Raw genomic sequence first — 12,068 nt, 5'->3', positions numbered from 1 at the left:
CGCAGATACAGTGTGTTGGCATCGGACCCCGCATCAGAACCTGATAACTCTCTGTTGCAAAAGAATGTTCTCAGATTCTTGGGGCCGATGCACCTAATGCTTTGAGAAATGCGGGCTAGCTCAGCATTTATGAGTCATAAGGAGGGAAGAAATGAAGCTAGCAAGCACAGTCTTGGCGTTAATTGCCCTGTTTTCTTCCCCTTTGTGGGCTCAAACGATCCCCATCGTCGGTGATGACAATGCCAAACCCAAGAATTGGCTTTCAGAAGACGGAACGGCAATGGGGATACATATTGCTTTGCTTGAAGAGATTTCCAACCGGACTGGGTTTGAATTCACCGATGAACTTGTGCCCTGGAAACGGGCGCTGGTCCTAAGTCAAGCTGGAAAAGCCGCAATTATTGGCTTCTCAAAGACAAAGGAACGCGAAGAGCATTGGCACTACAGCGCGCCACTTTTTTTCGACGAACTTGTCTTTGTGGCAAGGAAGGGGCACGAATTTGAGTATTCAGGCTTGGAAAGTCTGGTAGGCAGAAGGGTTGGGATCAAAAGTGGAGCCACCTATGGCGACGATTTCGAAGAAGCCAAGCGGGCAGGCCATCTGGTTGCCGTTGAAACCACTGATCGTGAGGATCAGCTCCGAATGCTTGTCGCGGGTCGGGTTGATCTCGTACTCCTAAGCCCGGGTGCAATCGCGTTGGAAACAGTGATCGCGGAAAACGAGTGGCTTAGAGAACACAAAGACGACTTCAAAGTTTTGTCGCCTCCCTACAAGTTGGATCCGAACTATGTCGGGTTTCCAAAAACTATGGACATTCCAGGTGCCTTAGAAATGATCAACGACGCCATTCACAACATGAACGTTGATGGAACTTACGCAAAAATTGTTTCTGCTGAAACAAAGACGATCATTGATGAGCTGAGATCAGTGTTGGCGAGGTAGCTTTCGAGCGGCTAGGCTGGGTTGATGGTAATTGTTGCAATAGGTAGTCAGCAGGATGAGCGTGATCCAGAGTAACCGGCCACACAATCTGACCTTGATCAAGAGATAGCGACTCTGCACAGAGAGAACCTGCCTGCTCCAGGGGGGCGGGAGGTGTAAAAAATGCTTAATTCTTCGTGGAACGAATATAGGTCAAGCGCAGGTCAGTAGTCGAGCCCGCTTACAACCTTGTTTATGATCAAATGTGCTGATCACTCCCCCATTTCTTTGACGTCAGTCGGGTAATTTCAGAAACGAGTAGGCTGGAAGCTTCGCTGATGCGCGCCGGCGAGACATGCATCTCAATTTCGGCAAGGCCTAGTTCCGGCAAGCCAAGGCGCTTTCCCGCCTCGCTGCATCCTGACGGAACACTGCGTGGTGTCTTGACGGTCACGGCGAGACCGGTTCGTACCGGTATGTTGATACCAGTCGGCGAAGTGCTGACATAAGGCTCGTGCCAATCGCGGCCCTCTCTGCCCAAAGCCGCCAGCGCATGGGCACGGAAGATGCAGCCATCAGGGTTAAGAGCCAGTGGTATCGGTTTTTCAAAGTCAGGCTCGAAGTCATCGCGACAGACCCATATCAATTGCTCAACCCCGAGCAGACGTCCGGTTCGAGTCGGACGATGACGGACAACAAGCACCAAATCGAGTTCACCGCGCTGGAAGCTTTCGACAAGCCGCGATGAGATATCGCAACTGATGTCGAGCCGAACGTCCGGATACTCCGCGACCATTGTCTCAAGTATTTGGGGCAAGTAAGCGGCGGCATGTTCTTCGGTCAAGCCGAGCCGCAAAGTCTCTGAGGCCCGGTTGTGGGCCACTGCGGCCTGAGCTTGCTCTTCAAGCAGTAGAAGCTGGCGCGCATAGGGGAGCATGCGCGCGCCTCCCGTCGATAGGGTGACGCTTCGGCTCGTCCGGTCAAACAGAGAGGTATCGAGCCGTTCTTCTAGGCGCTTGACCTGCAAGCTGACCGCAGATTGTGTGCGATTCAAAAGGTTTGCGGCGGAACTGAAGCCTCCGGTATCGGCGACGGCAACGAAAGCACGTAAAAGATCTGTGTCCATATCGATGAGTATTGCTCATAGAAACCATTGAGTAAACTCGTTTTTGTAATAGGAAAAACCGATCTACCGTTGGTCTAACACTCACTCGTATTAGGTGAAAAAAATGACCGACGCCACGTTCACCGCTTTCCGGATTGAAGACTGTATTGACCTCGAACGGTATCCGATTACCGACCATCACAGTGAGGCGCGACGGCTTCTAGTCGATATGTGCCGACAACAATTGGCCGACGATGGCTGCGTCGTGCTCAAGGATTTTGTGCGCCCGGAGATGCTGACCCGTCTCGAAGCCGAAACGGAGCGCCTCTCGCCGAACGCGCATCAGAACGAGACAGAGACAAACCCCTATAATTCCGCTGCGGACCCGTCGCTTCCACCCGAACATCCGAAGAACCGTTTTGATGATCGCACGAACGGTTTCGTCGCGGGTGATCGGATCGAGCCTGACACGATCTTGAGGACGATTTATCACAATCTCGATTTTAAGTCGTTCATTGCGGCGGTCGTTGGTGAAGACGAAATCCATGAGTTCGCCGACCCGCTGGCTGATCTGGTAGTCAATGTTCTCAAGGAAGGGCGCCAGCATCCGTGGCACTTCGATAGCAACGACTTCATCGTGACCATGCAGACGCGCAAGCCGGAAGGTGGCGGTGTCTTTCAATACGCGCCGGGTATTCGCGGTGCGCATGGTGAGAATTTCGAGGGCGTTCAGGCCATTCTAGATGGAGATCACAGCGCGCTTAAATCACTGGAACTCACTCCAGGCGACCTTCAAATCTTTTTCGGGCGCAACTCGCTCCATCGGGTGAGTCCGGTGCAAGGCAAACGCGAGCGCCACACTGTGATCTTCGCCTATGCCAAGGAACCTGGATTCGTGGGCCGGCCGGAGCGTGCAAAAGCGATTTTCGGCCGGATGGCGCCTATCCACGAGCGGATGCTGAGCGAAGCCGTGGTGCGAACCGACGCTCTGTCAGACTAATTTGACCACGTGGAAACCGGGTTGCGCTGACTTGGATCAAGGACTGCTCGCATGCGGGAAAGAGCGGGCGCCCGCAACCTCAATAACGACCAAGCATGAAGAATTGGAACGATCAGTGAGCATAGTTGAAACCGAAGCACTGACAGACGGCGAGCCGGACGACATTCCGATCGTGCCGTCCGCGCCGACGAGCAACACCGACCCGATCCCGCAAGCCTTTGATCCCAAGCGATTACGTGCGGGCCGTTTGGCACGTCTGCGGCAAATGATGGTCGAGCAGGACTATGCGGCGGTCGTTTTGTTTGACCCGAACAATCAGCGCTACGCCACGGGTTCGCGCAACATGTTCGGCTATTTTCTGCGCAATTCAACCCGATACATATACGTACCGGCTCAAGGTCCGATTATCTTGTTCGAGTATCCCGGATCAGAGCATGTTTCGATATGGCTCGAAACCATCGACGAACACCGCGTGTCGAAAGTTGTCTGGTCGTCGGTCAATGGCCGCGACGACCTCTCTTCGGACCCATTCGGTCAGGAGATCGCGGATCTGGTTCGCCAGCACGGCAATGGCAGCACAAAGGTGGGGCTCGACCGGGCTTCGGTAAACCTAGTTCGCTCGCTCGAAGCGCAGGGTCTCAACGCGGTCGACTGCATGCAGGACACGTTGCATTGCAGACGTATCAAGACACCGGAGGAGATCGCATGTCTCGCGCAGTCTGTCGCCGGAACCGAGGCCGCAGTCTACGAGGTGGAACAGGCAATCAAACCCGGTATCACTGAAAATGAATTGTTTGCCGTGCTTTACGGCAATGTGATCCGGCAGGGTGGCGAGTTCATCGAAACCCGGCTTCTCAACTCAGGACCGCGTACAAACCCTTGGTTCAACGAAGCAAGCGAACGGCCGATCAGGCCAGGTGAACTCGTCGCACTTGATACCGACACCATCGGTTGTCATGGCTATTATTGCGATTTTTCGCGCACATTTCATGTCGGTCCCGGACGTCCGACTGCGTATCAAAAAGAACTCTACCGCATGTCCTACGATCAGATTCATCACAACATGGATCTGCTGCGTCCGGGCATGAGCTATCGTGAACTGGCCGAACGGGCCTGGAAGATACCAGATCGGTTTTATGACCGTCGTTACCCCTCCATTATTCACGGCGTGGGCTTGCATGGCGAAACGCCACTCGTCGCCCATCAGGGTGATTTCAACAAATACTCGAAGGACGGCATTCTTGAACCCGGAATGGTTGTCTCGGTTGAGAGCTATATCGGGGAAGTAGACGCCGACGATGGTGTCAAGCTGGAGGAGCAGGTCGTCATTACCGAAACCGGCATTGCGAAGATGTCTCGTTACCCATACAGCGAGGAGCTGCTCGACCGTGTATTTTGATGACGGCCCATCACGGACCTTTCTAGATTGTACGCAGCAATGCCGCGTTTCCTAAAGGTTGCCGTTGCACAGCTCGCCGCCGTGAGCGGTGATCTGAATTTTGAGGTGGTTTCGGGATCATCGACGACCGGGGGCAATTCGTTGCGCAAGCCGGCGATGAGGAAGAACTCATTCACGCAGACCTTGACTATGAGCAAATCCTCCGGGTTCGCGCGGTCTTGCCGACTGCGCGCGACAGCAATGTCTCGCTTGTCTATCGCGAGACGACCCGCCTTCTCGACGATTTAGGCGTTCCGTCGATTGTTCGGGATCGGCTGAAACAAGGATTTACCTGACATCCAAGACTTTGAAAAAGGGAGAGAAGACCATGTTTAGAAAACTGCTTTGCGTCGCCGTACTTCTGCCACTTGCCACCACAGCCATGGCGCAGGATACGATCGTCGTTGGAGGCAAAAACTTCACTGAGCAATTGCTGCTCGCCGAGATGACCGAACAGCTCTTGTCGGCGAAGGGATTCAGCGTTGAAAAACGTGATGGCCTGGGCTCGACCGTCCTGCGCGAGGCGCAGGTCAATGGTCAGGTTGACCTCTATTGGGAATACACGGGAACGTCTCTTGTTACCTACAACAAGATTGAAGAAAAGCTCGGACCCGACGAAACGCTGGCGCGGGTCCGTGAGCTCGATGCACAACAGGGTCTAACTTGGTTGGAGCCATCAAGGGCCAACAACACCTATGCCTTTGCAGTGAAACAAGGGGATGAGGACACGAGCTCCATCAAATCGCTAAGCGATTTGGCTGTCACCTTTAATGACGGCGATGGTGTTGATATTGCAGTCAACGCCGAGTTTCCAAGACGGCCTGACGGATTGCCAGGCCTCGAAGAGGCCTATGAATTTAAGGTCGGCCGTCGCAATCTCAAATCGATGGAGTCCGGCCTCACCTACCAGGCGCTGAACGAGGGCGAGGTTGATGTGGCGCTCGTTTTTGCCACCGACGGCCGTATCGAAGCGTTCGACTTCCGCGTCCTTGAAGACGACAAGGGTTTCTTTCCCAACTATGCCATTGCGCCGGTCATCCGCACTGAGACGCTAAAGGCCAATCCTGGGTTGGAAGAACCGTTGAACGCTATGGCGAATGTCATTGATGACGCAACCATGCAGCTGCTCAACGCTCAGGTCGATGTTGAACGGATGTCGATAGAAGAGGTCGCTGCAGGTTTCCTGACTGAACATGGGCTTTTGTAAGTGCAATCCGGGCGGCATCAGGCCGCCCGGTTTTCAGGTTAGTGGGGCAAGCTATTGGAAATCATCGATTTTATCTTTTCCAACATGGATACGATACTGGAGTTGACGTTACAGCACATCCAGATAGTTGCTGTCGCGGTGGGACTGGCGATTCTTACGGGTGTTCCCATTGGCATCGCGATCACCCAAGACCAGCGTGCCGCCGATACCGTCCTCTATATCGCTGCGATTATCATCACCGTGCCGTCGATCGCATTGTTCGGTGTGATGATTCCAATCCTGTCGCTGATTGGTCAGGGCATCGGCTATGTGCCAGCGGTAATCGCGATTCTGCTCTATTCGCAGCTTCCAATCATCCGCAACACATATACCGCAATTGCCAATGTCGATCCGGCGCTGCGCGAAGCCGCACGCGGGATCGGGATGACGCCATTGCAACGCTTGCGTCAGGTGGAAATACCCCTTGCAATCCCAGTCATCATGGCGGGTGTGCGCACCGCGGTTGTCATGAACATCGGCGTTGCCGCCATCGCTGCCTATATCGGCGCCGGTGGGCTCGGCCAACTTATTTCGCGCGGGATCAGTCAGACCGATCCCAGGCAACTGGTTGCGGGCGCTCTTGCCGTCTCCATCCTGGCGATTGCCGCCGATTTTTTTCTGCTTTGGCTCCAGAAGCGGCTGACGCCGCGGGGTCTCTCCGTAAAACGAGGATGAAGCCATGATAAGGCTCGACGAACTCACCAAGGTCTTCGGAACGCCTGCTGGCGATATAACCGCCGCGGACCGCATTGACATGGAAGTGCCAGAGGGCGAAATCTGTGTCCTGCTTGGTCCTTCCGGATGTGGCAAGACAACGACAATGAAGATGGTCAACCGCCTCGTGGAGCCAACCTCCGGTCGCATCTTCATCGACGGAACCGACGTGACCAAAACTGATCCGATAACGCTGCGGCGCCGGATCGGCTACGTTATCCAGCAGATTGGCTTGTTTCCCAACAAGACTGTCGAGGAAAACATATGCGCTGTGCCTGATCTTCTCGGATGGGACCGCAAGAAAAGCCGCTCTCGTGCAGCGGAGTTGCTGGAGCTGGTCGCACTCGATCCGGCGGTCTTTCTCAAACGGTTTCCCAAAGAGCTTTCAGGTGGCCAGCAGCAGCGGGTCGGGGTGATACGGGCGCTCGCCGCTGACCCGCCGGTTATGCTGATGGACGAACCCTTTGGCGCGATCGACCCGATCAATCGCGAAGTGATTCAGGATGAATTCCTTCGCATGCAGAGCGAGATCAAAAAGACCATCATGTTCGTCAGCCATGACATTGACGAGGCCGTGAAGATGGCCGATCGCATCGCGATTTTCGATTCAGGTAAGCTGATTCAATACGATACACCGGATGACCTGCTCGCACACCCGAAGAACAATTTCATAGCTGATTTCGTCGGGGGGGATCGAACGCTTAAACGTTTGCGTCTCATCACGGTGGAAGAAGCCATGATGAAGGATCCGCCGCGGGTCACCGCGGATGACAGCTTGAGCGACGCCGTCGCCAAGATGGAGGAACACGGGCACCAGTCTATCATCATGGTGGGTCCGCGTGGCCGCGCCCGAGGTGCAATCCGTCTCTCGGATGCACGCGGCCAGAAAGGCAGGGTAGGCGAGCACTACTCAAAGCTGCCAACCACAGTTCGAATAAATGAAGATCTTCGAAATGCGGTTTCTGCGATGTTTTCAGCGGATGAAACCTGGCTTGCCTGCGTGGATGATGACGGAAACTACAAGGGCTACATTACCCAACGCGGCATCACCCATATTCTCGGCGCAACCTATAGGGATCAGTGATGAACCGGGCTGCCTCCGAAGACGCCAACGTCCGCACCTATGAAGATGACGGTTTCCGTGACACCGACTATCAGGCTGCCGGCCGAACGCGCAATCGGCTGAAGAGTGGCATCGACCGGCTAGCAGGCGCAATGCGTCTTGCCGACGCCATCGGTGCGGGTACTCTGAAGCGATTCAACGGTGTAATTTACGCGCTCGCACTGTTTGCGCTCGGGGCTTGGGCCTGGGCGTCGGGAATCTTGCAATCGATCTGGGAGCTCCGCGACGACGTCATCTACCTGACATTCGGCGAATGGCGCGATGTCACGGAGTTCCTATCCGGTGATTTCAGCGCGACACTTCAGCATATACCGCTTGTGCTGGTCTCGGGTCTTCTAGCGATACTCGTCGGAGTCCCTTTCGGTGTCTGGCTGTCACGGCCCTATATGGCACGATATGCAGAGGCGCTAATGCAGGTTCTGAACGTCGGCACAACGATCCCGACACTTGCAATTCTCGCCTTGTCGATGAGCGTTCTAGGGATCGGATCGCTACCCGCGGTCTTCGGCCTTTTCGTGGCAACGTTATTGCCGATCGTACGAAATGCCTATGCAGGCTGCTCCTCCGTGCCATCCCATCTGATCGAAAGCGCCACCGGCATGGGAATGACGCCACGCCAGATCATGATGCGAGTTGAAGTGCCGAACGCGCTTTTCGTCATCTTTGCAGGCATTCGAACCGCACTCGCAATCAATGTCGGTACGGTTCCCCTTGCTTTTCTTATCGGCGGCGGCGGACTTGGCGAACTGATCTTCCAAGGCATCGCGCTCAATGATTTCGGAATGATGCTGGCGGGGGCCATCCCGGTTGCCCTGCTCGCGGTTTTTGTCGATTTTCTTCTGGCGCAGGGACAATACTGGCTTGTGCCGCGCGGCGTGAACCCGCTGCGATGATGCGCGTGCTGCCCACGCCCGATGAAGGTGCTTCGAACCGGCCAGGCAATGCCGTCGCTTCGTTCGTTTTGGACAGCACATGGTCAGACATTCCGGCAAGTGCTTGTGAAGCCGCTCGTCTGTGGCTACTCGACCTTCTCGGGGTCGCTGCGAGCGGGTCAACGACCGAATTGTCACGTATTGCCCGCCGTCACGCCGCCGAACACTTTGGTGCGGGAAGCCGCAGTGCACGCATGTTGTTTGACAGCCGACCCGTCAGTCCGCAAGGCGCGGCGCTCGCCGGTGCAATGACCGTTGATGCCATGGACGGTCACGACGGTCACAAATTGACCAAGGGGCATGTGGGCTGTGGAGTCGTGCCAGCGTTGCTCGCGCTGGCGGAGGCCGAAGGCATGACCTGCGACCGAGAGTTCCTTACCGCGATGGTGATTGGTTACGAGATCGGGACGCGCGCCGGCATCGCGCTGCACCGCACCGCCAGTGACTACCACACATCTGGTGCCTGGGTGGCGGTCGCCTGCGCAGCACTGGGTGCTCGCGTCCTGCGTGCTGATTCCGCGACCTTTCATGAAGCAATCGGTATTGCCGAGTATCATGGACCGCGCAGCCAGATGATGCGCTGTATCGACCACCCGACCATGGTCAAGGATGGTTCCGGCTGGGGCGCGATGGCGGGAGTTTCGGCGGCCTATCTCGCCGCAGATGGGTTTACCGGTGCACCGGCCCTGACCGTGACGGACGCCTCGGTGTCCGATCTGTGGGACGATCTTGGTTGTGTCTGGCGTATCCACGAGCAGTATTACAAGGCTTTTCCGGTATGCCGCTGGGCTCAGCCGGCTGTGCAGTCGATCCTCGATCTGCGTGAGCGCTACGGCATCTCAAACCGAGAGGTGGACCGCGTCGAAATTGTGACGTTCCATGAATCGCGACGCCTTGCAACGGTGTGTCCGCGCACAACCGAAGAAGCTCAGTATTCGACCACTTATCCAGCCGCCATCGCCCTCGTACGTGGCCGGGTAGAACCGGAAGATCTTGTTGGCGCCGCTCTGTCAGACCCGGAGGTTCTGGCCGTCGCGCAGCGCATGGTTATCACCGAGAGTGGAGACTTCAATGCGGCTTTCCCTGCTCGGCGGTTAGCGCGCGTCGTGCTTCATCTGGTTGATGGTACGGAGCTGTGTTCTACGGACACCGAGGCCCGTGGCGACCCGGAAACCGGTATCGCGTCGGCGGAGTTGCGTGACAAGTTCCACCGCTATTCAGATCCTGTGATCGGAACCGAAAGCGCAAGGAGGATTGAGGAAGTGGTTCTGGCGCTTGGCTCTGGTCAATCTTTAGGCCAGCTGCTCAATGATGTCCTCGCACGGCCATGAATTCATTTGGTGTGACCTGCTCCCCTGAAAACTCCGCGTTTTGAGGTTAGTCTGTCCCCAATTGAAGGAAGCAGACGATGAAGCGATCCAGGTTCTCCGAAGAACAGATCATTGGCATTTTGAAAGAACATCAGGCGGGCATTTCGGCCGCCGAACTTTGCAGCAAATACGGTGTCAGCGATGCAACCTTTTACAAGTGGCGCTCGAAGTACGGCGGCATGGAGGTTTCTGATGCCAAACGGCTGAAGGCCCTTGAAGAAGAGAACGCAAAACTGAAGAAGCTGCTTGCGAAGCAGCCACTGAAGCTTCACTTCCCGGAACGGACGGCGCTCGCTCATGCATGCCTCCAGCTACCCGTATGGGCAGCAATTGGAAGTGAGGCAAAGAAGCAAAACGGTGGGACAACAACTTTCGTAAGCCTTTGAAATCCTTCGGATAGGTGATTTGTCCCTCCTTTCGCTAAGCTATTGATTTTCTTCAGTTTGGCTAGTCCCTCTGGGCCCACCATATTTTCCTGTTTCCCCCCAGAGACAAAAATGACGGTTTCTGTCGGAGAGATGGGGGAATGTTGGTTCCGAAGCGATTATGGCTCGTCCGCCGTGCTTTCGGCGGCAAGTTGTTTTTTCCTTAGCTGTAGAAGTTTCGATTAGATCTGACGGTTACCGCCTTTGCGGCTGTGTTTGTCAGATCAGGTTCGGTCCATTTTCTTGTCGAGCCAAACCTGCTTTCCGTCGATCAGGGTTTCCATGGGTGTTCTGCCACAGCACATTTTGCCCTGATGCGTGCGTTCGTGATTGTAGTGATCAATCCATAAGTCCAGCTTCTTTTGCAAGTCATCGATGGTTTCGAAGAGGGTCTTTCGGAATGCGATTTGATAGAATTCCTGCAAGACCGTCTTGTGGAAGCGCTCGCAGATACCGTTTGTCTGCGGTGATTTTGCCTTGGTTTTCGTGTGATCGATGTCGTTGATCGCCAGATAGAGCTGGTAATCATGGCTCTCGGCCTTGCCGCAATATTCCGTGCCCCTGTCGGTCAGGATGCGCAGCAAAGGCAGATCCTGATCCTCAAACAGCGGCAGCACCCGGTCGTTGAGAAGATCGGCCGCTGTGATCGGCGTCTTGGTTGTGTAGAGCTTGGCGCAAGCGACCTTGAAATAGGTATCGACGAAGGTTTGCTGATAGATCCGGCCGACGCCCTTCATGGTGCCGACATAGAACGTGTCCTGAGAGCCCAGATAGCCGGGATGAGCCGTTTCGATCTCGCCGCAGGCTTCATCGTCCTGGGCTTTCTTCTCAAGAGCTGCCACCTGGCTGTCGGTCAGGATCGAGCCCGTTTCAGCCACGTGGGCCTCCAACGCTTTCAGGCGTTGCTTGAAGTTGGCCAAATCGTTCCTGAGCCAGATGGACCGCACGCCGGACGGGGAGACAAAGACACCCCGCTTACGCAACTCGTTGGAAACACGAACCTGTCCATGGGCGGGCTGTTCAAGAGCATAGGCCAGGACAGCGGCCTCAACCTGTTCATCGACTCGGTTCTTCAGGTTGGGTTTGCGCAGACTCTTGTCCAGAAGCGCTTCAACACCGCCATCCTCAATGGCTGACTTGTAGCGGTAGAAGGTGTCTCGGGACAGTCCCATCACCTTGCAGGCCTGACCGACATTGCCAAGCTCTTCGGCCAAGTTCAGAAGACCGACTTTGTGTTTGATGATCCGTTCGTTACTCTCGTACATGAGGGTTACCTTTTGGGCTGGAGATGATTGTTTGGTCACAACCATCAAAGCCGGTAACCCTCAGCTCGAAAACCGAGATGTCAGATCAAGTCTCAACTTCTACACGTCATCTGATCGAAAACTATTTCAGCAAAATCAAAGAGTTCAGTGGCATAAATACAAGATACGACAAAACCGATGCCAGCTATCAAGCCCCTTGGAACCCGGCCGCTACCATTATCGTTTTGCGCTAAATGTCCACAGACCCTAAATCCATGGACCGCACTTTATTTCTAATAATGCCTTCATAAAGACCGCTTCTAGCCTTTGTTCAATTCCGAACATCTGCTTGCTCAATTTGAGTGGGAATCGCAGTCGGAGCGCCGGAAGTGCAAGCTCATTGAGAGCGATCTACGGCTCGACTCAGCTGAACTGCCCCGGGTTTACCGGAGAGATTTTGTTTCAAAGATTAGGCAACCTTATCAAGGGCGCTTAGGTTTCGAAAGAAGGCCTCCTCGGCTTCGCATGGGGTTGAGTATCCGATTGCGC

General features: G+C 55.1%; 10 protein-coding genes and 2 pseudogenes. 10 read left to right on the top strand and 2 right to left on the bottom strand.

From position 1 onward, the window contains the following. The first annotated feature begins 151 nt into the window (after positions 1 to 151). Positions 152 to 943, top strand: a complete 792-nt coding sequence (locus M0H32_RS28985; protein WP_248160201.1) for a substrate-binding periplasmic protein — start codon at positions 152 to 154, stop codon at positions 941 to 943. A gap of 238 nt (positions 944 to 1,181) precedes the next feature. Here M0H32_RS28985 and M0H32_RS28980 read toward each other — a convergent pair whose 3' ends face one another. After that, complete coding sequence (locus M0H32_RS28980) at positions 1,182 to 2,048, bottom strand: LysR family transcriptional regulator (RefSeq protein WP_248160199.1); 867 nt, start codon at positions 2,046 to 2,048, stop codon at positions 1,182 to 1,184. 103 nt (positions 2,049 to 2,151) lie between these two features. On the opposite strand from M0H32_RS28980, the gene M0H32_RS28975 reads away from it, so the two are divergent. The 8 genes and pseudogenes from M0H32_RS28975 to M0H32_RS28940 form a co-directional block, all read left to right on the top strand. Continuing rightward, on the top strand, positions 2,152 to 3,027 hold the full coding sequence (locus M0H32_RS28975) for a HalD/BesD family halogenase (protein ID WP_248160196.1): 876 nt from the start codon (positions 2,152 to 2,154) through the stop codon (positions 3,025 to 3,027). Positions 3,028 to 3,166: 139 nt separating this feature from the next. Then, positions 3,167 to 4,426 carry a M24 family metallopeptidase gene (locus M0H32_RS28970; RefSeq protein WP_282449613.1) on the top strand — a complete coding sequence of 420 codons (1,260 nt, stop codon included), beginning with the start codon at positions 3,167 to 3,169 and terminating at the stop codon, positions 4,424 to 4,426. Positions 4,427 to 4,793: 367 nt separating this feature from the next. Further along, the gene (locus tag M0H32_RS28965; protein WP_248160193.1) at positions 4,794 to 5,672 is read left to right on the top strand and encodes a glycine betaine ABC transporter substrate-binding protein; all 879 of its coding nucleotides are present in this window, start codon (positions 4,794 to 4,796) and stop codon (positions 5,670 to 5,672) included. Between the two features lie 54 nt (positions 5,673 to 5,726). Continuing rightward, positions 5,727 to 6,386 (top strand): ABC transporter permease, encoded by a 660-nt coding sequence (locus M0H32_RS28960; protein WP_282449612.1) that lies wholly within the window; start codon positions 5,727 to 5,729, stop codon positions 6,384 to 6,386. Positions 6,387 to 6,390: 4 nt separating this feature from the next. After that, positions 6,391 to 7,509, top strand: a complete 1,119-nt coding sequence (locus M0H32_RS28955; protein WP_248160191.1) for an ABC transporter ATP-binding protein — start codon at positions 6,391 to 6,393, stop codon at positions 7,507 to 7,509. After that, a complete protein-coding gene (locus tag M0H32_RS28950) occupies positions 7,509 to 8,441 on the top strand; it encodes an ABC transporter permease (protein WP_248160188.1) in 933 nt (310 codons plus the stop codon). The genes M0H32_RS28955 and M0H32_RS28950 overlap by 1 nt, the downstream gene beginning before the upstream one ends. Further along, on the top strand, positions 8,438 to 9,811 hold the full coding sequence (locus tag M0H32_RS28945; protein ID WP_248160186.1) for an MmgE/PrpD family protein: 1,374 nt from the start codon (positions 8,438 to 8,440) through the stop codon (positions 9,809 to 9,811). The genes M0H32_RS28950 and M0H32_RS28945 overlap by 4 nt, the downstream gene beginning before the upstream one ends. Before the next feature lie 77 nt (positions 9,812 to 9,888). After that, a pseudogene (locus M0H32_RS28940) lies at positions 9,889 to 10,107 on the top strand (transposase); the annotation flags it as partial. A 392-nt stretch (positions 10,108 to 10,499) separates the two neighbouring features. On the opposite strand, the gene M0H32_RS28935 reads toward M0H32_RS28940, so the two are convergent. Next, positions 10,500 to 11,540 carry an IS481 family transposase gene (locus tag M0H32_RS28935; RefSeq protein WP_248160184.1) on the bottom strand — a complete coding sequence of 347 codons (1,041 nt, stop codon included), beginning with the start codon at positions 11,538 to 11,540 and terminating at the stop codon, positions 10,500 to 10,502. A gap of 104 nt (positions 11,541 to 11,644) precedes the next feature. Between M0H32_RS28935 and M0H32_RS28930 the strand changes: the two are divergent. After that, positions 11,645 to 11,773: pseudogene (locus tag M0H32_RS28930) on the top strand (IS5/IS1182 family transposase); the annotation flags it as partial. Positions 11,774 to 12,068: the final 295 nt, after the last annotated feature.

Origin of the sequence: Roseibium sediminicola (genome assembly GCF_023156505.1) — a bacterium.
GTDB lineage: Bacteria > Pseudomonadota > Alphaproteobacteria > Rhizobiales > Stappiaceae > Roseibium > Roseibium sediminicola.
Note: the sequence above shows the minus strand (reverse complement) of the source record. Positions and strands in the feature narration are given on the sequence as shown.